We start from the raw sequence: 25,936 nt of genomic DNA on the forward strand, positions 1-25,936 counted from the left end.
AGGGGAGCTTGCGCTGCGCGGCTTTGAGGGGGATTTTTATGCAATGTTAATTTCGGGAAGAGGGCTTTATGCTGCGCGTAGTTTTGAGAGGGGAGCTTGCGCTGCGTGCAGCTTTGAGGGGGATTTTTATGCAATGTGTAATTTCGGGAAGGGATTCTTTAGATTATGCGTAGTATTGAGAGGAACTTTGCGCTGTATACGGCTTTGGGGAGGGTTAAAGGCCAGCCCCGAAAAATTACCCCTTATTATCCTTAATTTCGATGCTGGTATGTTTAAACAGTTCATAGGCTGGAAATTTGTACTGGTATCTACCGCGGTAGTCATTATCGTAGGTACAATATGGTATGTAAGCAGCCTGGCAAGCAAACTTGAAGAAGAAGAAACAAAGAAAGTAGCTACCTGGGTAGCTGCCAACAGGGAATTGCTGCAAGCTCCTGATGAAGCCAACCTGAACCTGGCCGTAGAGATCATTACAAATAATACCAGCATTCCCGTTATTATCACCAACGAGGCAGGAGATATCATTGACTCCCGAAACCTTGACACCAACAAGATTGCACGCGACCCTTCCTATATGACGGAACAGCTGGCATCTTTTAAAAATCAGCATCCTCCCTTTATCATGGAGATAGATGCTAAAAATAACCTGTATAACTACATTTATTACGGAGATTCCCTTATTCTGAAACAAGTAAGGTACTATCCTTATATCCAGCTTATAGTAGTAGCATTATTTATCAGCATAGTGCTGGTAGCTCTATCCACTTCCAACCGCGCTACCCAGAACCTGGTATGGGTGGGTATGGCAAAGGAAACTGCTCACCAGCTGGGGACTCCCCTCTCTTCTATTGAGGCATGGATAGAGATACTGAAAGATAATGATGCGAATGAACAGATAGCCACGGAACTGCGGAAAGATGTTGACAGGTTGAAACTGATCACAGAACGTTTTTCGAAGATTGGCAGCGTGCCACAGCTGGAAGAAAGGAACCTGGTGGAACAGGTGGAAAATATGGTGGCTTATATCCGGAAAAGAGCCCCTCAGAAAGTACAGCTTACCATGCACACGCAGGAGCATGATATTCCTTCCATGATCTCACCTTCGTTATTTGACTGGGTAATAGAAAACCTGTTGAAGAATGCCCTGGATGCTATGGAAGGGAAAGGGACGATAGATATTTATATTGAAAGTCATCCGGCACATATTATCCTGGATATTACAGATACGGGTAAAGGTATTCCTAAAGCTAATTTTGAAAAGGTGTTCAAGCCAGGGTTCAGTACCAAGAAAAGAGGATGGGGATTAGGACTTTCACTGGCCAAGAGGATCATCGAGGATTATCATAAGGGAAGGTTAAGTGTGAAATGGTCTGAGCTGAATAAGGGAACTACTTTCAGGATATTGCTGAGGAAGTAATTTTCTGATATTGAGAGCGGGAAACTGCTCAAAGAAAAACGCTTTTGCCTTCGGCAAAAGCGTTTTTCTTTGAGGGGGTGGCCTGGCCTGCGGCCGGCCAGTATTAATTTTTGAGAGCGAGGATTAAACCTGCATCAACTGAAATTAATTTTTTACCTCCCATTTATCTTTCCAGAGTATGGCAGGCTTGCCTTCCTGGTCAAATGCCAATGGCAACCATATATACCGGGATGCTTCGAGGTTGAGCTTATTCCACCTGTCTGCCATAAAAATGTATGTATCCTTTTTACCCTGGACCGGTAGCACGTAGGTGCTCTGTGCATGATAGGTGCTGTCAGCATCTGTGCCTTTGCAGGGATTACCGTGCTCAGTCCACTGCCCCATTATGTTATCTGCTGTGGCATAGGAAGCCGCATTGGGCGACCATCCTGTACAACCGGAGCTAAACAGGTAAAAACGATTATTGTACTTACATACAGCCGGCGCCTCACGGGCTTGCTGTATTAGTATTCGATGATCGTTTGTGGTGTGTGAGAGATAATCATCCGTCAACTCGCAGATGTGCATGGTCTGGTTCTCTTCTGATGAATAGAAGTGATAAGCCTTGCCATTGTCATCCTGGAAGATGGTCATATCTCTTGCCATGTTACCATTTGGCCGTACGCTGCCGATATAGCGGAACGGTCCTTCAGGCTTATCGCTCACCGCTACGCCTGACCTGGCATAGCTGTAATCCTGTGAGTCGATATGCATCCACATTACGAACTTGCCTGTCTTTTTATTGTAGATCACTTTTGGCCTTTCTATCACTTTGCTGATATGCAGATCTGCCGTGCTGTCTGTCGTTACAGAGGGCAGGGCTACACCCTTGTATGTCCAATGCAGCAGGTCTCTGGAGGTGTAACAGGATACTCCGCCGGCATTGACGCGGTAGTTCTCCCAGTTGGAGTTGGGTACTTTCCAGGTAACACCTTTTTTTATTTCTCCGTACCAGTAATAGACACCGTTGTAGTACAGAATACCACCACCGTGCGCATTCACCGGGTTGCCGGCAGTATCATGCCAGACGGAGCCGGGAACAATGTGTTTCTGTTGGGCATAACCGGTCATGCATATCATCAGTAACCATAATGCTGAAAGCCGTTTCATCATGTTGTCAGAGATTTGGGTTAAGTTGCTGGTCGCCTATAGGTATTGGCGCCCAGTAAAAAGTATGAGCAGCATCGTCAGGAATGTTCTTCAGTGGTTCTTCTGAGGCATCCCTGTCAGAATTAGCTTTTGACACAGTTTCTGTGCGTATAAGGTCATACCAGCGGCCTGCGGGCTCTGCGCCTGCAAACTCCCAGCCACGTTCTGCGATCACGGAATCACGGAAGGCAGACTGAGATAACCCTGCTACCAGGTTGGAAAGACCAGCCCTGTTCCTCACAAGGTTGATAGCGTTGTATGCAGTGGCATCCGGAGCGGCAGACATAGCCTGCGCTTCAGCATAGGTGAGCAATACTTCTGCATAACGGATCACAGGTACTGTGTGGCTGCCAATCCAGTTATTGTTCACGTGGTTTGACTGGTTGAAAGCATCGTCATCACGGAATTTGAAGAAGTAAGGGTGTTTGCGCATTGTGCCTGTCCAGTCAACAGCTTTAGTGGGATCGTTGTTGATGTAGTAAACAGACTGGTAAGTAGCTTCCTTCCTTGGTCCGGGAGGGAATTTCTTGTAGAAGTTGATCTCACCATAACCATCGCCCCATCCACCTTCATCGTCCGGAGCATATGCGTTAGGAGTAAGCATATTGTAGTTCTCCCATGCCCAGCCGGATACGTTCACATTGTAATAGCATCCAAACACTGTTTCATGATTGAACTTGCCTTCTTTCTTCCACAGGTCAGCATAGTTGGTAGTGAGGTCATATCCCCAGGTAGCTTTATTATCTATCACTTCTTTGGCTTTGGCAGCGGCGAGCGCGTACTTGTCTGTCTGCTTCAGCGGCCAGCCAGCCATGGTCAGGTATACGTTTGCCAGCAGAGCCTTTGCGGAACCGGCGGTAGGCGGAATATCAACACCGTTCTGTCTTTTGGTGCCATCCCAGGCATCCGGCAGCATGGTCTCTGCTTTCTGCAGATCGGCCACTATCAATGTGTAGATATCGGAAGGCGTTGCTTTTGCCCTGTTATAGTCTACAGTGTTGTCGGTGATCAATGGTACTTCGCCCCAGGTACGTGTGAGGAAGAAATAGCTCAGTGCACGGAAGAAATAAGCCTGTCCGGCAGCGTGATTCCTGTCGGCCTCTGATGCCTCTGTAGCATTCGTATAATTATTGATCAGCGCATTGCTGGATTTGATAGTGGAATAGAAATAGCTCCACCAGTTGGTCATACGGTCATTGGAAGATGTAGCCTGGTAGGTATCAAAATCGGAATAAGAGATCTTGTTACCGGCGCGGGCTACGGTCATATCGTCGCCACCCCAGAGGGTAGAGAAGCCGGCTGACTGGTTAAAGGCACCGTTGACCTGTGTGTATAGTGCAATGGCGGCCATGTTCAGGTCATTGGAAGTTTTATAGAAGGTTTCCGGTGTGAGGCTGCTCTTCGGATCTTCTTTCAGAAAGTCCTTGCTGCAGGAGGAGAAAAGTAAAAGCAGCGAAGGGATGATTATATTATATGATTTTATCTTCTTCATCTTCAAAACATTTATACGTGATCGTTATAAAGAAATATTCACTCCAAAAGTGACGGTACGCGGAGATGGGTAAGCACCCAGGTCTATACCGGCATCAGCATCGCTGGTGGCGGAAGTAGAGGTGGCCTCCGGATCATATCCTTTATATTTTGTGATGGTATACAGGTTCTGTGCGCTGAGGGTGAAGCGTACATCCGCGAAGCGGGTAGTTCTCTTCTGCAGCGTGTAGGAAAGGCTGACGTTCTTCAGGCGTACGTAGCCACCATCCTGCAGATACTGGGTGGATTCCACATAGCTGCGGTTGGTCTTGCTGGCGGGATCGGCCCATACAGCGCCTGTGTTCTTGGTAGTCCAGTAGTTGGCAGATTCTGCGAGCGTAGGATATTTCACATCGCTGGTAGGCGCTGCTATACCTGCATAGGTGGCATTGAAGATCTTGTTGCCATGTGATGCCTGTACAAATACATTCAGCTCAAACTGTTTATACCGGAAGTTGTTATTGAAGCCCCACTGGAATTTAGGGATAGCGCTACCTGCAATGACACGGTCTTCGTAACCGATAGAACCATTGCCGCTTACGTCCCTGTAACGGTTATCGCCTGCTTTGTACCCCAGTGTGTTGTCATCACTGCTGTAAACACCCTGCCATGGAATCAGGTAGAATGCGCCCAGCGCCTCTCCTGTTTTCACTACCTGTATGTTGGTGTTGATGAGTCCACCACCTATTACAGGTCTGTACAGGATAGAGTCTTTACCCAGGCTCACTACTTTGTTCCTGTAAGTGGAACCGTTGATGGTGGCTGTCCAGGAGAAATCGCGGGTCTTTATAGCGGCGATGTCAATAAAGAATTCAAAGCCTTTATTATTTACTTCTCCCACATTCTTATATATGGTACCGCCGCCGTCATAGCTGGCAATGGGCACCTGCAGCAGCAGGTCTTTTGTGCGTTTATTGTAGTAATCGGCAGTAACATTTAAACGGCCACCCAGTAATCCTACGTCCACTCCGATGTCAGTCTGTTTGGTAGTTTCCCATTTGAGGTCAGGATTGCTGGGACTTCCCAGCATATAGCCCTGGTACAGGGTAGTACCGCCGTAAGAATATTGTACACCGGAGAGCAGGCCCAGGCTGCTGTAGGGATTAATAGACTGGTTACCTGTAATACCCCAGCTGCCGCGCAGTTTCAGGTTGGTGAAAACGCCCAGGTCCCTGATGAACTCTTCTTCAGACAGGCGCCAGCCCAGACCTACAGAAGGGAAATAGCCCCATTTGTTGGCGGTTGACTGGAATTTGGAGGAACCATCTGCACGATAGGTAGCGGTGATGAGATACTTATCATTGAAAGTATAGGAAGCACGGCCTACATAAGAGAGCAATGCCCAGTTGGTATAGGCAGAAGAGATGCCCTGGGAGGTGTTCAGTCCCAGGTTATAGTAACCATTGGAAGTAGAAGTAAGCCCGGAGCCGGATGCTGCGAAAGAGTTATACTTGTTGGAAGTCTCTTCCACGATGCCCATTACTGTCAGATCATGTTTCTCGTTGAACTTCTTGTGGAAGGTAAGGGAGTTACTGTTCTGGAAGGTATAGCTTTCTATTGAGTTCTGGCCTGAGCCGGGATTGCCTGGGCTGATCCAGTCGTTATTCAGATAAGCGTTGCGTGTGATATTCGCATCCAGACCTACGTTGATGTTCAATGTCAACCAGTCGGTAATGCTGTATTTCAGGCGGCCGTTGAGCACAGCGGAGTTGGAAGAGGCGTCACTGTTCCTTTCTTTAATGGTCATGTATGGGTTGGCCCAGATGGGAGAAATAGCAAAGCGGTTGTACTGGGTACCGGAGTCATATACCGGTTCAGTAGGCGCCCATGCCAGGGCGGACATCACCGGGTTACCTTTACCACCTATATCTCCGTTGTTGTGAGAGTTTGAATGTCCGGCAAAGATGCCTAAGCCGATACTTATCTTGTTGCTTATTTTGCTGTCAATGTTGGCGCGGAGCGCAAACTTTTCCTGTTTGGTATTGAGCAGTAAACCTGACTGGTTTACGTAATAACCGGAGATGTAGTAGCGTGATTTTTCTGTTCCGCCGGAAATGGAAAGCTGGTGGTTCTGCGTAACGCCGTTATGGAGGACCATATCCTGCCAGTCTGTAGTTTTGCCGGCATAGGAAGACGGATCAGCAAATACTGACGCTCCTGCGATGTGATTGGCCTGTTCTGCATAAGAAACGGCGTCCAGCAGCTTGTATTTCTTCATAGGGCTGTTGCTGCTCAGGAAGCCATTGTATTCAATGTGCATGAGGCCAGCCTTACCACTTTTGGTGGTGATGATGATCACGCCGTTGGCACCCCTTGAACCGTAGATAGCGGTAGCGGAGGCATCTTTCAGCACTTCCATGGACTCAATATCATTCACGTTGATGTCCTGGATACTGATACTGCTCAGCGCCACCCCGTCAATTACGTAGAGCGGGTCATTGCTGGCGTTGATGGAATTGGCGCCCCTGATGCGGATCTTTACCGCACCACCCGGTGCACCGGAGCTGTTGGCTACAGAAACACCAGCCACCCGGCCCTGCAATGCAGAAGATGCGTTGAGCACCGGCTGATCTTTATAGACAGCGGCATTCAGGGAGGAAATGGCGCCTGTCAGGTCCTTACGCCTTTGTGTACCGTAACCTACCACTACGACTTCGCCCAGTCCCTGGGTGGTAGATTCCAGCTGTACGTTAATAGTGTTGCGGTTGTTAACCGGCACTTCTTTAGAGCCGTACCCCATCAGGCTGAAGGAAAGGACGGCTCCGGCAGGCGCATTGATGGTAAAGCGCCCGTTATTATCTGTCTGCGTATTGACCGATGTTCCTTTTATATATACAATAACGCCCGGTAAAGACGTATCGCCGGCGCTCACCCTTCCGGTGACAGGTTGCTGTGCATATAAGGCCATCGTAAAACTGCTGAAAATGAAACAGAGGAACCCCCATTTCCATAACGTGTGATATTTCTTCATGACAAATCAGGTTTTTTATACCGTGGATAACTTAATTGATGAATGCAAAATATGATCACCGGCCGGGAAATGACCGGGGATAAATGATCAAAAAGCGGGGGCAAATTGGTAAAATAGGGGGTTATTCTTTCAAATTGACCACGTTGAAATCCTTATTAAAGGAACCGCGATACTTTTTCACGTATGCTGAGGGGGTCATACCGAAAAGTTTAGAGAATTGTTCCCGGAAGTATTTCATATCACTGATACCCACCCCGAAGGCGGCTTCATTTATGTTACAATCTGTGCTGAGCAATAAAACTGCTGCCCGGCGGAGGCGGATAAACCGGATAAAGGCATTAACGGAATGCCCGGACACAGATTTTACCTTCTTATAAAGGTTGGAGTGGCTCATGCCTATTTCGGCGGCGAGTATTTTAATATTGAAATTATCCTTATCCAGGTTGTTCTCTACGATGCTGATGCAGCGTTCCAGGAAGTCTTTGTACTCTACAGAGACCCTGGCGTTGTTCTTCCTGAGGGTGATCTTGTCAAAAAAGTACCCCTGCAGGGCATTCCTGTTCTGGAGGATATTGTCAACACGGGCTATAAGTAGTTCTTTTTCAAAGGGTTTTACTATATAATCGTCGGCTCCGCATTCGATACCCCGTAGTTTTGTTTCCTGGGAGGGGTTGGCGGTGAGCAGGATGACGGGTATATGTCCCAGGGAGGGGTCCTGTTTGATGGCATTGCATAGCTCTACCCCGGTCAGTCCTTTCATGAGCACATCGCTTATGACAATATCCGGGCAATGCTCCCTGGCCAGTTGCAGACCGTCTGTCCCGTTATCGGCTTCGTGTAAGAGGAATTTTTCCCGGAACAGCAGGCGGAGGTAGTCCCTGATCTCCGGGTTATCGTCCACTACCAGCATGGTGCGTTTACCTGAAATGATATCGTCCATGGCTGGTCCCTGTTCTTTTTCTGCCAATGGCATTTCAGTGGGGATATTTCCCATCAGTTCTTCCAATAATACGGGACTTTCTGCCAGTTCTTCAAAAATATACTGGCCGGCGAAATGGCCGGTTCCTTTTCGGAGGCATACCATAAAGGAAGTTCCTTGTCCTTCAGTACTGGTAAAAGAGATATGTCCTCCGTGGCTTTCGATAAACTGTTTTGAGAGGTACAGTCCTATTCCGAAGCCGGCTTTTCCCGGCTGGTTCTTTTCTTTTACCTGGTAGAATTTCTCAAACAACCGCTGACGGGCGCTTTCGCTGATACCGCAACCGCTGTCGGAAATGGATACGCTGATATCCCTCTCATCTTCTGTAACTATAAAGCTTACAGTTCCGTTTTCCGGTGTGAACTTGAGTGCATTGGAAAGGAGGTTGAACAGCACTATCTCTATCTTTTCCCTGTCTGCATAGACTTCCAGCAGAGGATTATCACAGATGAAGGTATAATTGATATTTCTTGCCCTGGCCTGCTGGCTGAAGCAGAGGTATACTTCCTTACAGAGGTCATGGAAATTAAGATGCGTGATCTTCAGTTTGTCTGTTTCACTGTCTGCACGGCGGAACAGGAGTAACTGATCTACAAGGCTGAGGAGACGCCGGGCATTCCTGTACACTACGTCCAGGCTGTTGCCTGCCGGTTTATCGGCACTGTTCAGGATTTCCTTTACAGGGTTGATAATAAGAGTTAGCGGAGTCCTGAATTCGTGGGATACGTTCGTGAAAAAGGCCAGTTTCTTTTCATTCAGTTCTTTTTCCTTTTCTGTTTCCAGGCGGGCCAGACGTATGTCAAAGTCCAGCTTTGTTTTCTGGGCTTTATACCGGAGGTAGAGGTATGCCAGTCCGCCGATAATGGCCATGTATAACAGGTAGGCCCATAAAGTCCTGTACCAGGGTGGCAGCACCACTATCTTCAATGTGTATTCCTGCTTATTCCAGATGCCTTCAGCGTTGGTGGTTTTCAGGCGGAAAGTGTAGCTGCCTTCATGCAGGCGGGTGTAGTTGGCGGTCCTTGATTTTCCTACATAGTTCCAGTCTTTATCCCAACCCTCCATATAATATGCATAGTCTATTTTGTCAGGGGCGGTATATTCCTGTGCGGCGAAATCAAAGGCTATTACTGCTTTGTTGTAGGGTATTTTCAGCGCCAATACCCTGTCCTGTGTGCTTTGGGTTACGTACTGACCGGCCTGTTCTACTGGCGTGTTATCGATCTTCAGTCCTGTGAGCAGCACCCGGGGCATATTGGAAGTATATTGCAGGCTATCGGGGTAGAAGATGTTCAGTCCGCGGATACCGCCAAAGATAAATTCGCCAGATGGCAGGGCCAGTGCTGCGTTATAGTTGAACTGGTTGCCCAGTAGTCCGTCGGATTGCGAGAAGTTCCTGAAGGTTTTCTGTACGGGGTCAAAGCGGGAAATACCGTTAAAGGTACTTATCCAGAAATGGCCGGTGTTATCTTCCAATATCTTTAGGATGGAGTTGTTGGAAAGGCCGCTGGCTTTTGTAAAGCGGGTGTAGTTCCCTTTTTCCCGGTTAAACAGTAAAAGCCCCCCTCCTTCTGTACCTATCCAGCAGTTGCCTGCTTTGTCTTCATGGAAAGCACGGACGGGATAACCGATGTTGTATATGCGATGCTTTTTAGTGTTCCTGTCTACCTTTATTAATGAGGTATAATCTCCCATCCAGAGGTTGCCGCTGCTGTCTTCCGCGATGGAGAGGATATTGGTCAGGCTGCTGTCAAACATCTCAAAACGGTTGGAGCTTCTGTTGAGGCGGTATAGCGGGCCGTTGGTGCAGACGCCTGCCCACAGGGTTTTCTGCATGTCTTCATACAGGATCCAGGTGCTTTTGTCTTCGGCGCCTGTCAACGGATTGATACAGGCGTACTTCTCAAAGGAGCGGTTTGTTTTATTATAACGGTAGATACCTCCGCCCCAGGTAGAGATCCATATGGTATTTTGAAAATCGTCGATGATGCTGGTGACGAAATCGCTGCATAGTGAGTGGCTGTTGCCGGACAGGTGTTTGAAGTTGGTGAACTTACCCTGCTGACGGTTCCAGATACTGAGTCCGCCGCCATCGGTACCGATCCAGATATTATGTTCTGCATCTTCGCAAAGGGACAGGATGAAATCATTGATCAGGCTGTTGGAGTTAAGGGCATCGTGCGTCATGCCGGTGAACCCGGTGCGTTTGGGGTCGAGGATATTGACGCCGCCTCTTAAGGTACCTATCCATTTACGGCCTTCATGATCTTCAAATATGGAGAATACGGCGGTGCTGGTGAGCAGTTCTTTATTCTGAGAAGATGATAGTCTTGTGATCTGACCGGTAGCCAGAGGCATGGTAAAGACGCCTTCTCCGTCGGAAGCTATCCAGAGCTTATCATGTTTATCGATGGTGAGATGTACTACCCTGTTGGAATGGGTGATCAGCACATCGTTGAAGGTGTTGGTGGCGATGGTGTATTTATATAGCCCCTCGTCTGTTCCCAGCCACAGGCGTCCGTAGTTATCTGCCTGCAGGGTGTTACCATTGTGAATGCTGTCGTTGATGACGCTGACGATGCCGGTTTTATTGTTGTAACGACATAGTCCTACATTGCGGACGAAGAGCCAGGTGCGTTGAGTGGCATCCAATGTAACAGACATCACTTCGTAATGTGTATTTCCATTGGAGAGCGACGCCTGGCGGGCGGGAGTTTTTCCGTCATAGATAAGCAGGCCTTCGGTATTAGTGCCGATGAACATGGTACCATTGGTACCTGGCTTAATAGCATTCACGACAACCTGCAGCTTTTTTTCTGTTGTGTTTTTATAAGGCAGGAAGCGGAGACCGGAGAAACGGCCAGTGATATTATTATATATGCTGACACCGTTGCGGGTGCCTATCCAAAGACGGTTATTATAGTCTTCTGCTATACACACGATCCTGTTGTTGGCAATAGAGCCTGTGTCATTAAATTCATTCCTGTAAACGGTGAAGCCGTATCCATCGTAACGATTGAGGCCATCGTAGGTACCGAACCACATGAGCCCGTTATGGTCCTGGTAAATGCTGGTAACGGCATTATTGGAAAGGCCCTGTTCAACACCAAGGTAAGTTAGTGGCGAGGGCGCCTGAGCGAAGGTATTCGTAATAGTCAGCACGGCCAAGAGACACCATACCCAAAAGAAAGCTGGCTTATTCATTATTCACCTTGATTTATACTGTCCCCGTATTTTTTCACAACGATGGATGAGGAAGGTAGTAAAAATATCCGGGATAAGGAAATGATGAGGATGTTAGTTTATTTTTAAGGAAATTGGCACTCCTAAAAGCTTTAAACGGGAATATAAACTGGTACGCAAGGCCTAATTTTCGTAAATTAATCAAAACACACTCATCATGCGAATTTTAGTAACAGGAAGTAGTGGACATCTCGGAGAGGCAATCATCAGAATATTGCAAAGCAGAAGTATTGATCATACAGGTATTGATGTTAAAGATGGCCCTTACACATCTCATGTTGGTTCTATAGTTGACCGGAGCTTTGTTGATAAATGTATGCAAGGCGCAGACTTTGTCATTCATACAGCCACGCTGCACAAACCCCATGTAGCAACACATTCCTGTCAGGAATTTATTGATACAAATCTGAGCGGTACTTTAAACTTACTGGAACTGGCAAAGCAGCATGGTGTGAAGGCCTTTATCTATACCAGTACTACCAGTACATTCGGAGATATGTTAACTCCCGCCAAAGGAGAACCCGCCATATGGATCACTGAAGAAGCCAAAGCTGCTCCCAAAAACATTTATGGTGTAACAAAAACGGCGGCAGAAGATCTTTGCCAGCTGTTTTACAGGAATCATAACCTGCCCTGCCTGATATTGAAAACATCCCGTTTCTTCCCGGAAGAAGACGATAATAAATCTGTCAGAGAGCTATATCAGGATGATAACTTAAAAGCGAATGAATATCTCTACAGAAGGGTTGATATTGAAGATGCAGCTATCGCGCATCTTTTAGCTGTTGAGAAAGCAGAGAAGATAGGATTCGGGAAATATATTATCAGCGCTACTTCACCATTTACGGAAGATGATCTTCATTCATTAAGACAGGATGCTCATGGGGTGGTAGCATGGCATTTCCCGGATTACCCTGAAATATATAAGGCAAAAGGCTGGAAAATGCTGCCTGAAATTGACCGTGTTTATGTAAATGAAAAAGCCAGGATTGAACTGGGGTGGAAGCCTAAATATGATTTCAGGTATGTGCTGGATTGTTTGAAGAGCGGGAAGGATTTTAAGAGTGAGTTAGGCAAGGTGATTGGCAGTAAGGGGTATCATGCTGAGGAGTTTGAGCATGGGCCATACCCGGTGAGTGATTAGAAGACATTTTTTTGCTGATACTGAGCATCTTTTGTAACTTACTGTTCCTGTCTGGAAAAACCAATCTCTCTTTAAGTCTGACTGAGCTCAGCAATTCTCTTATTTACATCATTTAAAACTTTAAACCCCATTGTTTAATTATGGCACAGTATGTTATTGAATTTACTAACAAGTCCGATGTTGAACAGACATGGGATATCACTGGCTATGATCCAAGTACGATAGAACCAGGTTACTTCGATGCTGTTTATGAGGACCTTACCCGGGATACTATATGGGAGCTTGTTGTCACTGCTGGCAACCAAAGCTGTAGTGCGACGCTTTTCTATTCCGTTTCCAGCGACTCTTTCATGTTAAATGTCCATTCCGGCCAATGGGATAAGAGCAGAACTGTGGCGGGAAACATTGTTGAAATAGGTTGCTACCAGGGGGATAGTCCTTTGGAACGTAATGCTGGGAAGAAAAAAGGAAATATATTGGTGAAGGCTTAAGTTACAGAAGATTTATAAACAGAAAAGACCGTCAATATCTGACGGTCTTTTCTGTTTGTGCGGAAGAGGAGATTCGAACTCCCAAGCCCTTTCAGGCACTACCACCTCAAAGTAGCGCGTCTACCAATTTCGCCACCTCCGCAATCCTTTGAAGTGGTGCAAAATTAAACTGTTTTTAATAATCACCAAATTTAATTCGAAAGAGCTGTAATACTGATTTATTTTCAATTACTTATGGTAATGCGAAAGCTACATAACTGTCTCCTTTGGCGGTTCCGAGTTTAGTACCGCCGCAGGCAATTACTATGTATTGCCTGCCGTTTACCTGGTAGGTGCTGGGTGTAGCAAACCCTGCTGCCGGCAGTTCTTTTTCGAATAACAGTTTACCGGTTTTCTTGTCGAATGCGCGGAACATACCGTCTTTCGTGGCAGCAATGAATAGTACGCCTCCGGCTGTAACTATTGGTCCGCCGTAGTTTTCGGTGCCGGTGGCTGCATGACCTTCTGCTTTCAGTTCTTTAAATTCTCCCAGCGGTTGCCGCCATAGCTGTTTGCCGGTATTCAGATCTATAGCCGTTAGCGTGCCCCAGGGTGGAGTGATGGCAGGATAACCCCGGCTGTCAAGGAATTTGTTGTAGCCATTGAAACGGTAAGGGGATTTTGTCCGTATGCTTTTTTCAGCGAGGTTGAGTCCTGCCGCTTCTGTCTTTTCTTCGTCAAAGAGGAAGTCGATGATAGCTTGTTTCTCTGCGGCGCCTATCTGTACTAATCCCGGCATCATACCACGGCCGTTGGTGATAAGCCGGGCTATTTCTTCTCTTTTTGTCTTTTGTTTGATATTGATCAGGGATGGATAACCACTGGCAGGATTGCCTTCACGGTTGGCGCCGTGACAGGAAATACAATAGGTGTTATAGAGCATCTGCCCCTGGGTGAGATTACCGGCAGGTGCTTTTATAAGGCTGAAGAGCCATGCCATTTCATTGGCGTTCACGTACATGATACCTTCCTTATCTACTGCGGCACCGCCCCATTCTGCGCCGCCATCAGCGCCGGGTAAGATGATAGAGGGTTTGTCTACCTCCAGCGGATGGAACATTCCTTTGCTGGCATTATGGTAAATGGCAAGCAGTTCTTCCCTGTTATATGCGATGGTGCTGATCTCGTTTTCTGAAATTTCCTGGCGGGCAAATGGTTGGGGAAGGGAGGGAATAGGCTGGGTAGCCCATGTTTGTTCTCCGGGTACATCAGAAGCAGGGAATGGCTTTTCTGTTATGGGATAAAGTGATTTGCCTGTTTCCCGGTCAAACACGAATACAAAGCCTGTTTTTGTTACCTGTGCTACGGCATCTATCCCTTTACCATCTTTTTCCAGGTGTACCAGGTTGGGGGGCGCCGGCAGGTCACGGTCCCATATATCATGGTGAACGGTCTGGTAATGCCAGATATGTTTACCTGTACGTGCGTCAAGGGCTATGAGGCTGTTGGCATATTCATTTTTACCATGTCTCAGCGCGCCGTAGAAGTCAAATGCCGGGGAGCCTGTGGGAGCGAAAACAATGCCCCGTTCAACATCTACCGCCATACCTGCCCAGCTGTTGGCGCCACCGATAGTCTCGTCTTTATAAGCATTTTCAGGCCAGGTATCATAGCCTGCTTCTCCCGGTTGGGGGATGGTGTGAAATACCCATGCCAGCTTGCCTGTTCTGATATTGAATGCCTGTATATAGCCGGGAGCAGCGCCTTCTCCCTCTCCTACGCGGATAGGCATGATGATGAGATCTTCAAAGACAGCGCCCGGGGTGGTAGAGCCGACATATTTTTCTTTTACGCCTTCTCCCAGGCCGGATTTCAGGCTTACCCGCCCCTGGTTGCCGAAGGTGGTGATGACCTCTCCTGTGAGGGCGTTAAGAGCTGTCAGCCATTCGCCATAGGCGAAGAGTATTCGTTTATCAGTCCCTTCTTCCCAGTAGGCGACACCACGGTTCACGTTGCCGGACGTACCCCGGCTGATCTTACTGATCCACTGTTGTTTGCCGGTGGCTGCATCCAATGCAAAAACGTAGTTGGAGGCAGTGACGGCGTAGAGGATGCTGTCTACAATAATGGGATTGCATTGCACCTGCCCGGAATCGCCGGTATGAAATTCCCATACTACCTGCAGGTCTTTTACATTGGTGGTATTGATCTGGCTCAGGGATGAATAGTGGTTACGGTCAGGGGCGCCGAGGTATTCAGTCCATCCGTCTTTCCTTTGCTTACTGCCTGTGCAACCATACATTATCCCTGCAACAAGCAGATACATAGCTGTTCGAGTCATAGCATACCGTTTTCATCTGTGGAATGTAAAACAATATACTACACGCTTTAATAAGAAAGTATTCCATATTCCGCCGCCAGTTTTATAGCAGAGGAAATGTTCTTCACTTCGAATTTTTCCATGAGATTTTTCCGGTGACTATCTACTGTATGGGAGCTGATGAACAGTTCGTCGGCTATCTGCTGGGTGGTAAGCCCTCTTGCTGCCAGCTGGAGGATCTCTTTTTCCCTGCGGGTCACTTTAGGCACTGCCTGCAGGCCCCTGGTCTCTTTTTTACTGATGATGGCCTTTGTTTTGGCGCAGAGATATTGTTCTCCCTCCATCACGGCCAGTATGGCTTCTACGATCTCCTCTCCTACTGCATTCTTCTGCACGTAACCGTCTACTCCCTGCATCAGCATGCTGTTTATAACGGGGTATTCATTATGTACACTAAGAGTAATGATCCGTGTATCCGGCGATAAGGTTTTAATGCGGGAGATCAGTTCCAGTCCGCTGATATCAGGCAGGTTAATATCCAGCAGAATGACGTCCGGCTGATCGCTTTTCAATGCTTCCAGTAATGAGCTGCCATCCGGGAAAACGTTTATTACACTGAAGCTGCCCTGACTGTTCAGCAGATTCTTAAGGCCATCCAATACGATGGGATGATCATCCGTTATTACTATCCTGGTCATTTGTAACGTTATTTTTTATCCTGGGAAAATTGATCTCTATAGTAGTACCCTGGCCTATTTTGGAGTCGATGTGCATATCTCCGTCCAGGAATTGCAGTCTTGCCCTGATGTTGTGAATGCCGGCTGAGCGGTTGTTATTCAGAGACTGGACATCGAAGCCTCTTCCATCGTCTTCTACTGTGAGGAAATAGCTGTCGTCGTTTCCCTGTAGCTGTACCAGTATTTGTGAGGCCTGTGCATGTTTCAGTGCGTTGTTCACCAGTTCCTGTATGATGCGGTAAACCACTACCTGGGTATTCATGTCCAGTGTGTCGCTGTATTTGAAGAACTGTGCTTCCACATCGAGGGAGGGGTTGCTCATTCTGCGGCAATAGTCCCTGATGGCTTCTTCCAGTCCGTATTTCAGTACGAGTTCCGGCATGAGGTTGTGTGCTACGCGTCTTAGCTCATCTACGGCGGTATCTATCTGGGAGAGGGAGCCGCCAACCAGTTTTTTTACATGCATGGAAGCATCGGCCAGTTTTACCTGAGAGAGGTCTATTTTGATGGCAGAGAGTAGTCCGCCGAGGCTATCATGCAGATCGCGCGCCAGCCGGGTGCGTTCCTGTTCCTGGCCGTCCAGCATGGCTGTCAGGTTGGAGATCTCCTGCTGTTGTGTTACTTTCTGCAGTTCCAGCAGGTGGATGTCTACCTGTTGTTTCAGGGTTTTTGAGCGCTGTCGGTATACGTAATATACGAGGCCCAGGGTGGTGATGAATACGCCTATCAGCAAGATATATAGTTTATTGAGTTTCCGGTTGGCGTCTACCTGCCGTTGCATGGCAACCAGTTCCTGCCGGTGGTGTTTTGAGCGCAGGTTGGCAAGCGCCAGTTCCTGTTCGTTCTTTTCTGTTTTAAGGCGGAACATGGCCAGCTCCTGTTGTTGATTCTGTTCATTCAGCTTCATGTAGGCCATCTGCTGATCGCGCTGCCGGGCGAGGATACGCAGTAAGGTGAGTTGTTGTTCTTTTTTCTCGCCCTGCAGCTGCAGATAGGCCATCTGCTGCGCCTGTTTATTTTTCTCAAACTGGGCTTCCAGTCTCCGGCCCGCTTCCATCTTTTCTGCATCGTAGATCTCCTTATAGAGATCGAAGTATTGTTTGTAATAGCGTAGTGCTTCTTTATAATCTCCTTCCTTTTCACTGATAGCGGAAAAGCCGCGATAGATGCGGGGCATGATAACCCTGTCGGGCATTGCCTCCTGCATTACATGGGTCAGCGCATTAACAAGGCATTCCCTGGCAGCCGCAATATTCCCTGCCTGCATTTCATATTCTGACAGCACTCCATACCCTGACGCTATGAAGGAATGTTGATTTGTTTTTTTACCTGTGCTGATAGCCAGGTTAGCATATCTGATACCCTCATTTTTATAGCTATCAGGATAAAACTGCATCAACAGATTAGCGAGGTTCAATGCGGCATGGCCCAGATTGGAAGGTACAATAACCTTTTGTTTATCATCATTATAGACCTCGATGGCATGCACGTAGTAATAGTGTGCAGAATCAAGCAGCTGCCTGTTCTCGCGGTTATTCCGGTAAAGGTCTGTAAAGGTGCCTCCCAGCATCATACAGGCGTCAAATATGAGCGAAATATCGTTTTGGCTCTTTGCCTGTGCGAGGCTTAAACGTGCATACTTCTTCTGCAGATCAGCATCGTCCCATTCTGTGTAGATAGAATACAGCTCGCGGTAAATAGCTACTTTATAGTCTGTCCTGTTTGCTTCATCCAGCAGCTTCAACGCTTCTACGAAATAGCGTACTGCTTCCACAGGCTGATTATCCCTGGATAACAGCCATCCCCGACAATAACTGACATATCCCAGAATGCGTTTATCCCTGGTATGGTTGCTGTAATATAATGCGCTATCAAGGCAGATCTTTGCATTATTTGCCCTGTCAAGCACCCGTTCATGCATGGCGCTTACACCATACAGATAGGCTGCATATTTAGTATCCGGCAATTTCCGGGTTATCGCAATATTGTCTCTTAAAACCTGCTCTGCTTCACGGTGACGGTTATTATGGGACAAAGCCATGCTGTACTGGGCCGCGATCGTCACTCTGTCCTCCATTGATAATTTACCTGACCGGTAAACGGATGCAAGCGAGTCTATAGCGCTCTGCGAGCGGGCTTCAAAAGGTTGTATAAACAGCAGGAAAACTGTCAGATATATAGCATACAGGGTCCCTTTACTCATGATTCACCGGCATTTCTCAAAATACTCATTGCATTATTTTGCAGGTTTTAAAGGTAGATAAAATCAGTTACAAATTTAAGTGCACGGGGGAGCCGGCCTATCCCCAATTATAGTGATTCTGGTCCGGAGCCCGCTGAAATAGCCAGATTTAGGGATTGACGACCGTAGAACGGGGGAATACTTTTGTGAAAGATTCTTTCATACAAATCCTTAAACTATGTTCGGATTATTTAAGAGCAAACCAATATATGATAAGTTCTATGAGGAGCATAAACTATCCGGTTCATCGGAGCGTCTGTTAAGTATTGGTGCGCTGCTTGCAGAAGCCAATCAGGCAAGAGACAGCGTTACCCTGAAGTCGAGATGGCCTGCCAAAGATCTTGCAGGGCTGCTGGGACAGTCATGGCAGATCTTTAACAAACAGGATACTGTGTCACTGCTGGAGGAGCTGTTGCTGCTGCCTTCTACGGGAAAGAACTATCCGCTGATAAAACACGTGATCGTGGAACGCAATGCAAGCGGCATGCCTGATGTGGTGAAGGAATTGTTGCTGGATGGGGAGCTGTATGACCATATTGACAATTATTGCGGAAAGATATTTACAGAAAAGAAGATGCCTGTGAATGAAAAAACTTTTGATGCTATCCATGATCTTGCCGCATGGGATATTGAAAGAGCAGGGCTGATCGCCCGTTATGCCTATAACAGCGGTTGGCTCTCACAGGCAGAGGCGCTTAATTACCTGGAACGTTTGTACGCCATTGTGCTGAATAAATACTCCGGCTGGCAAACGTATTACCTGGCTTTTCTGAAAGGCAGGGCATTGTTCTATGACCGGGATACCAATGATTCACTGGAATACATTTTTACATTGAAAGACTTATTCAGTAAGGAGGAATACTTCTGTAACAGGTATATCCTTTAAAGCCGGCCTTCATCCTTTCTCCCCCAATAGTAACAGCTTTGGCCTTAACTGGCCAAAGCTGTTTTTTTTAACAGTTTATTCCAGGGTAGCGGCGATACGTACTGCATGGTCATAGTGCGTACGTATGGCGGGAAGATATTTGTTCGCATAATCTTTTAGTCCCTGGGCATCACTGCTGTCTGCCGCATATTCAAAAAGAGCAATAGTTGCCTGATGGTCTCTTATCTGCCCGTTGATATAGGCAGTATCGAACATGTGGCCTGTCATCAGCATCAGTTGTTGTTTGATGGCAAGGTGTACGGAATCAGGCGTATCCGGCGTATGTACGTCCCAGTCGTCTGCCAGTGACTCCAGCTCTTCCTGTGCAGTAGAATGGTCTTCTGACATCATCTGTCCGAATACTTTTACTGAATCGGTGGTTGATAAAGAGTCCGCCAGTTTCCCAAATTCAATTTCCGCGCGGTTTCCATAGGATGCCTGCATGATGAATGCCTGATCTCTTTCAGATACACCAGGCTGGTTAACATCATCATCATCGTCATCACAGGCTGTAAATGCAAATGTGCTCAACAATAAGCAAGCGGTCAATAGAATGTGTTTTCTTCTCATACTCTTTGTTTTTGGAGGTTCCTGTCAAATCCTATGCTTGAGAGGCTACCCCGGGGAATCAGCCGGTTATATACGGCTTTCAATAAAATATGACGGATTTTGTAGACGCTTGGAAGCAGCAGTGTTGAGCCAGGGCATCAATAGCCAGCGTTCGCTATATGCCGGAAAGGCATTAACTTCGGCATATGGGAACATCTATTACCTGTCCTAATTGCAGGCACCAGTTTGTCATGGAGGATGCTTTTGCTGCGGACATAGAGAAGGAAATGCGCGGCAAAATGGAGACGGAATGGCGCAAACGTGTGGATGCGCTGCAAAGCGAAAAACAACAACTTGAAAAGGCCCGGCTGCAGGTAGAGCAACAAAAACAATCTCAGCAGGAAGAACTGAACAAGCTACTGGCTTCTGAAAAACAGCGGCTGCAGGAGACCTTGTCTGAAAATATACGTAAAAGTGTAGCTGCCAATTATGAGAACCAGCTGCAAATGCTGCAGCAGACGGCGCAGGACCAGGAGGAGAAACTGAGGAAGGCACAACAGCAGGAACTTGAATTTCTGCGTAAAGCGCAGGAGCTGAAAGATAAAGAGCAGGAACTGGACCTCACCCTGGAGAAAAAACTGATAGAAAGAAGCCAGCAACTGGCTGAACAGATACGTAAAGATGAGGCGCAGCGGAATCAGCTTAAAGAAACTGATTACCAGCTGAAGCTGCGCGAGCTGGAAAAGCAGCTGGAAGACCAGCGTAAACTGGCGGAAGAGATGAAGAGACGGGCGGAACAGGGGTCTACACAGCTGCAGGGGGAGATACAGGAACTTGTGCTGGAAGAGCTGCTGCGAGGTGCATTTCCGTTTGATGAAATAACTGAAGTAGGGAAAGGTGTGAGAGGGGCTGACTGTATACAGATCATCAGGAACCAGTTTGGGCAGGAGTGCGGGAAGATCATTTATGAAAGCAAGCGTACTAAAGATTTTTCGAGGGATTGGGTTGAGAAGCTGAAAGCGGATATGCGCAGCCAGGGAGCGGATATTGCTATACTGGTGACGCAGGCTATGCCGAAAGATATGGAGCGTTTTGGGGACAGGGAAGGTGTATGGATCTGTTCTTTTGCTGAGGTGAAAGCACTGGCGCATGTGTTGAGGGATGGTGTGATCAAAATATCTACTGCTCTGAAAACACAGGAGAACAGGGGGGATAAAATGCATATGCTTTATGGGTATCTTACCAGTGGTGAGTTTGCGGAGCAATGGAAGGCTATACGGGAGGGTTTTATGGCTATGAAGATTTCTTTGCAGAAGGAAAGGGATGCAATGGAGAAGATATGGAAGGCGAGGGAGAAGCATCTGGAGAAGGTGTTGCTTAATGCGGCGCATATTAAGGGATCTATTGAGGGGATTGCGGGTTCGGATTCAGTGGATTTGAAGTTGTTGGAGGATGCGGCGGATACTTTGCTGGAATAATTGCGCAAAAAAGTTGGTTTCGCCTTCGGCGAAACCAACTTTTTTGCGGGCGCTTTTTTTGCGCTGTGCGTGGCTTAAAGTTTTGAGATTTAAAGTAATCAGTCAAAAATATATATTAAAAATACCCTATCTTTATACTATGAATAATGCTGCTGCAAAACAATATTCCAACCTGGTCTTTGATCTTGGCGCCGTTCTGATAGACTGGAATCCCCGTTATCTGTATAACAAGATCTTTACAACAGCAGCAGAAACCGAGTTCTTCCTCCAAAATATATGTACCTCAGACTGGAATGAGGAACAGGACGCCGGCAGAAGTCTGCAGGAAGCTACGGAGCTACTGGTAAGCCAGCATCCGGAATATGAAGCCCAGATCAGGGCATATTACGGCAGATGGCAGGAAATGCTGGGTGGCCCTATAGAAGAGACCGTAGCCATTCTCCGGGAGTTAAAAGAAAGCAAGCGATATAAGATATACGCACTCACTAACTGGTCTAACGAGACCTTTCCCCTTGCCCTTGTACTATATCCTTTCCTGCAGTTGTTTGACGGGATAGTAGTTTCCGGCAGGGAGAAAATGCGTAAGCCGAATGCGGCATTCTACGACCTGCTTCTGCAGCGGTATGATATTAAAGCGTGCGATACACTTTTTATAGACGATAATGAGCGTAATATCAGGGGGGCTGAAGCCTGCGGTATAGACGGGATACATTTTATCTCTCCCCTGCAGCTGAAAGAAATACTTACTGAGAAAGCCGTTTATCTTTCCACTTCCCTCTCCAATTGATCTAGTACCAGCTATTTTAGGAATTCCTTAACATTTCGCGGATAAACCTAATGTAACATCCTCAGTTTAACTTACGTTAAAGGGTTGTACAGCAGCAGCATTACAACTGTTGGCACATTTCCTGTTATACTGAAATTAACAAAATAACAGCTTCTCCCTACCCTCTACCTACCTGAAAAGCAGCAATTTAAAACCCGTGAATATGAAAAGAGTCATGTTAGTAACGTGTGCCTTAATGGGCATAGTATTGTCCTTTAGCAGCTGTGGTAAGGACCCGCTGAAGGATATGACGGCAGAGGAATCCCGGATCTACATTACAAACCATGCAGACAGCACAGATTTTACCTCTTTCAAAACATTCAGCATTGCCGATTCTGTGGTAGTGGCCAGCAATACAAACAATGATGGGCGCGCCCTCACTGATTATGATAAAAAGCTGATCGCTGACGTTACCTCGGCGCTGGAAGCAAGAGGGTATACACTGGTAAGCAGGACCTCCAAACCTGATCTGGCAGTGAACCTTACCCGTATTGACAACAGCTACAGTGCAATTATTTATGATCCCGGTTACTGGGCAGGCTATGGTGGTTATTATGATCCGTTCTACTGGGGTTATCCCGGCTACGGTTATTACTGGCCAACGTATTACCAGGTGTACCAGAATGAGCGGGCCGTGTCTATCGACATAGTAGATCTCAAACATCCTGTAAACAACAACCTGGTGGCTGTCTGGAATGCCCTGATGCGTGGTACAGGCGTATGGAGCATCGATAACGTGGATAAGATGGTAAGCGCCGTGTTTGCGCAATCCACCTATCTGAAGACCACAAACTAATGATTTACTTAAAATGAGATTACGATGAAAAGTTTAAAGCTCTGGATATTGCTGATGATTGCCTCTCTGGGTGTGCAAAGCGCCTTCTCCCAGGTACGCTCACCGCTTTCCCTCAATGTTGATTACTCCATTGCGCAGCCTTTTGGCTCCCTGAAAGATTATACCAATAAAACAAGTTTCCGCGGATGGCGGGCAGGTTTACAATATCACCTGAACGACCAGCTGGCGATAGGACTCAGAACCGGCTTCCAGGAATTTTATGAGAAGTTGCCCCGTGCTGTGTACAGTGATAAAAGCGGAGATATATCTGCAGTACAGACACGTACCCTGCAAGTAACACCTATACTGGCAACGGTGCAGTATCAGCTAAGTAAACCTGATGCAGCAGTGATACCTTATGTGGGGCTTGGCGTAGGTACTGCTAATATGGTGTATAACAAATACTGGGGACAGTTCAGCGAACGGTATAACAGCTGGCAGTTTATGGCTTCTCCGGAAGTGGGCATCAATGTGCCTTTCGGCAAAGGATCACCGGTATTGCTCAATGCAAGCCTGCAATACAACTTTGCGCCATATAGCCAGCAGGAGATCACTAATTTTAATGTGATACAGGCTAATGTGGGATTGAAGGTGCATATCAACTAAGCTGTTTCATATATTCTATAAAAAACCATGTGAGTAATGGGATTATCTGGCGATAGTCCCATTTTTCATTTCAAAACAGCTAAGAATTATTTCAGCAACAACTTTCTGAAGCCGGGAGAAAAACGTTGTTTTATTTTTCCTGCCTTGTCTTTATAAATAAAAGCGGCTTCGATCTTATATCCAGGATGATCAGCGATGAATTTCAGCGACTTTTCCACTCCCATCAGGATCAGGGCATTGTCAAACCCATCTGCAGTGATAGCATCAGGGGCAATTACTGTTACACTGACGATATTGCTATGTAAGGCCTGTCCTGATACAGGATCAATAGTGTGAGCAAAGCGAATGCCTCCCTGTTCAAAAAAGCGGCGGTAATTCCCGCTGGTGGTAACAGCTTTGTTGCTGAGTGAGAGAATGTTCTGTACAGGAGAGCCGCCGGTTTCACTTGCCGGGCTTTCAATACCTACTGTCCACACCTGCTGCTGTGCATTATGTCCTTTGCTGCGCAGCTCCCCTCCCACATCTACAAGATAATCTGTAATACCACGCTGTTCAAGGAATCCGGCCAGTACGTCTGTGGTATACCCCTGTGCAATGCCATTGCAATCTATCTTTACTCCCGGTTTCTTTTTTTCCAGTTGCTGACCGTTTACCTGCAGGTATTTATAACCTACATACTGCAGGATATTCCGCAATGTATCCCGGGAGGGGACCTGCTGTTGGGCGGTATGGTGTACGCCAAATCCCCAGATATCTACCAGCGGTTTAACGGTGATATCAAATGAGCCCCTGGTAATGCTGCTGATCCACAATGCTTTTGTGATGACGGCCTGCATGTGGCTATCCATCGTAATACTTTTCCCTTCATTGAACCGGTTGATCAGGGAGCCGGGTTTGTAAAGTGACAGGGATTGATCGATGACCGCAAAAACGGAATCGATGGAAGCAGCCAGTGAAGTTGTATCGGCCGATACGTATTTAACAATGAAGTAAGTGCCCTGCGCTTTTCCTTCCACGACCTGCAGCCGTTGTGCGGAAAGGGAAGCGCTCAGTAATAATAAAGCGAAGAGTATACGGTACATATCAGTGAAAAGCGTCCAGGCCTGTAATATCCTGACCGGTAATAAGTAAGTGTATTTCGTGTGTTCCTTCGTAGGTGATCACACTTTCCAGGTTCATCATATGGCGCATGATGGGATATTCGCCGGTAATGCCCATGCCTCCCAGTATCTGCCTGGCATCCCGGGCAATGCGGGTAGCTATGTCGCAGGAATTACGTTTAGCCATTGATATCTGGGCGGGGGTGGCTTTACCTTCATTTTTCAGTACTCCCAGCCTCCAGTTCATGAGCTGTGCTTTGGTGATCTCTGTGATCATTTCTGCCAGCTTTTTCTGTGTAAGCTGGAAGCCGGCTATGGGGCGGTCAAATTGTATCCTTTCTTTTGCGTATCGCAGGGCTGTGTCGTAGCAGTCCATCGCAGCGCCTATTACTCCCCAGGCAATCCCGTAGCGGGCGGATGAGAGGCAGCTTAATGGTCCTTTCAGTCCTTTGGCACCTGGGAGGATATTTTCTTTAGGGACTTTTACATTGTCGAACACCAGTTCTCCGGTTGCGCTTGCGCGCAGGCTCCATTTTCCTTTTGTTTCAGGAGTGGTGAATCCAGGCATCCCTCTTTCCACTATAATGCCCCTGATAATGCCATCATCATCTTTTGCCCACACTACTGCTATCTGAGCAAAGGGGGCGTTGGAGATCCACATTTTTGCGCCGTTCAGCACTACGTGATCTCCGGCATCCCTGAAATGGGTGATCATACCGGAGGGATTGGAGCCAAAGTCGGGCTCTGTAAGGCCGAAGCAGCCCATCCATTGGCCCGAAGCCAGTTTAGGCAGGTATTTACGTTTTTGTTCTTCGCTGCCGAAGGTAAAGATGGGATACATTACCAGTGAACCCTGAACGGAGGCTGTGGAGCGGATGCCGCTGTCTCCTCTTTCCAGTTCCTGCATCATGAGGCCGTATGCTATATGGTCCATTCCGCCGCCGCCGTATTCCTGTGGTATTGTAGGGCCGAAGCAGCCAAGCTGCCCTAGTCCGCCGATGATGTGCGACGGGAATTTAGCTTGCTGGCAGGCATCTTCAATGATAGGAGAAACTTCTTTTTTCACCCATTGTCGGACGGTATCGCGTACCATGAGGTGTTCTTCGGTTAACAGTTCGTCTACCTGGAAATAATCGGGGGATTGGAACAGATCTTTCAGCATGTGGAACAGGTTATGTTTTAGTAGATAGTCCTGGCGGCAATTTAGTCATTCATTTATTAAAAAAGGCAGGGGATTGCGCAAAAAAAAGAAGCCGTCTCAATAATAAATTGAGACGGTTTTTTCTTTTGTATAGCGCTATATACGTGGTCATATATGTGGAGCCTTAATTTTATTCAGTAAAAATATATGACGGGCTTAGGGAGATGGGAACAAG

18 protein-coding genes and 1 tRNA gene are annotated in these 25,936 nt (G+C 47.2%); 8 read left to right on the forward strand and 11 right to left on the reverse strand.

Features of this window, described 5'->3' with window-relative positions:
- Window positions 1-1,417: sensor histidine kinase (locus GO493_RS30285; protein WP_232539166.1), on the forward strand; the 1,417-nt coding region annotated here is incomplete at its 5' end.
- Window positions 1,418-1,561: 144 nt separating this feature from the next.
- Here the strand turns inward: GO493_RS30285 and GO493_RS30290 are convergent.
- From GO493_RS30290 to GO493_RS30305, 4 genes are all read right to left on the reverse strand, one after another.
- A complete protein-coding gene (locus GO493_RS30290; protein WP_157309991.1) occupies window positions 1,562-2,569 on the reverse strand; it encodes a glycoside hydrolase family 43 protein in 1,008 nt (335 codons plus the stop codon).
- 4 nt (window positions 2,570-2,573) lie between these two features.
- Complete coding sequence (locus GO493_RS30295) at window positions 2,574-4,097, reverse strand: RagB/SusD family nutrient uptake outer membrane protein (protein ID WP_157309992.1); 1,524 nt, start codon at window positions 4,095-4,097, stop codon at window positions 2,574-2,576.
- 24 nt (window positions 4,098-4,121) lie between these two features.
- Window positions 4,122-7,106, reverse strand: a complete 2,985-nt coding sequence (locus tag GO493_RS30300) for a SusC/RagA family TonB-linked outer membrane protein (protein WP_157309993.1) — start codon at window positions 7,104-7,106, stop codon at window positions 4,122-4,124.
- Window positions 7,107-7,227: 121 nt separating this feature from the next.
- The gene (locus GO493_RS30305; protein ID WP_157309994.1) at window positions 7,228-11,289 is read right to left on the reverse strand and encodes a two-component regulator propeller domain-containing protein; all 4,062 of its coding nucleotides are present in this window, start codon (window positions 11,287-11,289) and stop codon (window positions 7,228-7,230) included.
- A gap of 196 nt (window positions 11,290-11,485) precedes the next feature.
- Between GO493_RS30305 and GO493_RS30310 the strand changes: the two genes are divergently transcribed.
- Together GO493_RS30310 and GO493_RS30315 are read left to right on the forward strand one after the other, a co-directional pair.
- The gene (locus tag GO493_RS30310) at window positions 11,486-12,472 is read left to right on the forward strand and encodes an NAD-dependent epimerase/dehydratase family protein (protein ID WP_157309995.1); all 987 of its coding nucleotides are present in this window, start codon (window positions 11,486-11,488) and stop codon (window positions 12,470-12,472) included.
- A gap of 140 nt (window positions 12,473-12,612) precedes the next feature.
- Entirely contained in the window at window positions 12,613-12,963 is a 351-nt protein-coding gene (locus GO493_RS30315; protein WP_157309996.1) for a hypothetical protein, read from the forward strand.
- 58 nt (window positions 12,964-13,021) lie between these two features.
- Here the strand turns inward: GO493_RS30315 and GO493_RS30320 are convergent.
- From GO493_RS30320 to GO493_RS30335, 4 genes are all read right to left on the reverse strand, one after another.
- Window positions 13,022-13,105: transfer RNA gene (locus GO493_RS30320), tRNA-Leu, on the reverse strand.
- Between the two features lie 90 nt (window positions 13,106-13,195).
- Window positions 13,196-15,283 carry an outer membrane protein assembly factor BamB family protein gene (locus GO493_RS30325; RefSeq protein WP_232539167.1) on the reverse strand — a complete coding sequence of 696 codons (2,088 nt, stop codon included), beginning with the start codon at window positions 15,281-15,283 and terminating at the stop codon, window positions 13,196-13,198.
- 47 nt (window positions 15,284-15,330) lie between these two features.
- Window positions 15,331-15,960 carry a response regulator transcription factor gene (locus GO493_RS30330; protein WP_157309997.1) on the reverse strand — a complete coding sequence of 210 codons (630 nt, stop codon included), beginning with the start codon at window positions 15,958-15,960 and terminating at the stop codon, window positions 15,331-15,333.
- Window positions 15,935-18,202: an ATP-binding protein gene (locus tag GO493_RS30335; RefSeq protein WP_157309998.1), complete on the reverse strand. Its 2,268-nt coding sequence runs from the start codon at window positions 18,200-18,202 to the stop codon at window positions 15,935-15,937. The genes GO493_RS30330 and GO493_RS30335 overlap by 26 nt, the downstream gene beginning before the upstream one ends.
- Before the next feature lie 217 nt (window positions 18,203-18,419).
- Between GO493_RS30335 and GO493_RS30340 the strand changes: the two genes are divergently transcribed.
- Complete coding sequence (locus tag GO493_RS30340) at window positions 18,420-19,127, forward strand: DUF1266 domain-containing protein (RefSeq protein ID WP_157309999.1); 708 nt, start codon at window positions 18,420-18,422, stop codon at window positions 19,125-19,127.
- A gap of 75 nt (window positions 19,128-19,202) precedes the next feature.
- Here the strand turns inward: GO493_RS30340 and GO493_RS30345 are convergent, their stop codons facing one another.
- Entirely contained in the window at window positions 19,203-19,736 is a 534-nt protein-coding gene (locus GO493_RS30345) for a DUF4142 domain-containing protein (RefSeq protein ID WP_157310000.1), read from the reverse strand.
- 185 nt (window positions 19,737-19,921) lie between these two features.
- On the opposite strand from GO493_RS30345, the gene GO493_RS30350 reads away from it, so the two are divergent.
- The 4 genes from GO493_RS30350 to GO493_RS30365 all read left to right on the forward strand — a co-directional run bounded on the left by GO493_RS30350 (window position 19,922) and on the right by GO493_RS30365 (window position 23,460).
- Window positions 19,922-21,193, forward strand: a complete 1,272-nt coding sequence (locus GO493_RS30350; protein ID WP_157310001.1) for a DUF2130 domain-containing protein — start codon at window positions 19,922-19,924, stop codon at window positions 21,191-21,193.
- 139 nt (window positions 21,194-21,332) lie between these two features.
- A complete protein-coding gene (locus tag GO493_RS30355; protein WP_157310002.1) occupies window positions 21,333-21,980 on the forward strand; it encodes an HAD family hydrolase in 648 nt (215 codons plus the stop codon).
- A 202-nt stretch (window positions 21,981-22,182) separates the two neighbouring features.
- Window positions 22,183-22,815 carry a DUF4136 domain-containing protein gene (locus GO493_RS30360; RefSeq protein ID WP_157310003.1) on the forward strand — a complete coding sequence of 211 codons (633 nt, stop codon included), beginning with the start codon at window positions 22,183-22,185 and terminating at the stop codon, window positions 22,813-22,815.
- Window positions 22,816-22,839: 24 nt separating this feature from the next.
- Window positions 22,840-23,460, forward strand: a complete 621-nt coding sequence (locus GO493_RS30365) for an outer membrane beta-barrel protein (protein WP_157310004.1) — start codon at window positions 22,840-22,842, stop codon at window positions 23,458-23,460.
- An 86-nt stretch (window positions 23,461-23,546) separates the two neighbouring features.
- Here the strand turns inward: GO493_RS30365 and GO493_RS30370 are convergent, their stop codons facing one another.
- A complete protein-coding gene (locus GO493_RS30370) occupies window positions 23,547-24,542 on the reverse strand; it encodes an FAD:protein FMN transferase (RefSeq protein ID WP_157310005.1) in 996 nt (331 codons plus the stop codon).
- A 1-nt stretch (window position 24,543) separates the two neighbouring features.
- Window positions 24,544-25,722, reverse strand: a complete 1,179-nt coding sequence (locus GO493_RS30375) for an acyl-CoA dehydrogenase family protein (RefSeq protein WP_157310006.1) — start codon at window positions 25,720-25,722, stop codon at window positions 24,544-24,546.
- Window positions 25,723-25,936: the final 214 nt, after the last annotated feature.

The sequence above is a fragment of the Chitinophaga tropicalis genome, from assembly GCF_009758205.1.
Taxonomy (GTDB): domain Bacteria; phylum Bacteroidota; class Bacteroidia; order Chitinophagales; family Chitinophagaceae; genus Chitinophaga; species Chitinophaga tropicalis.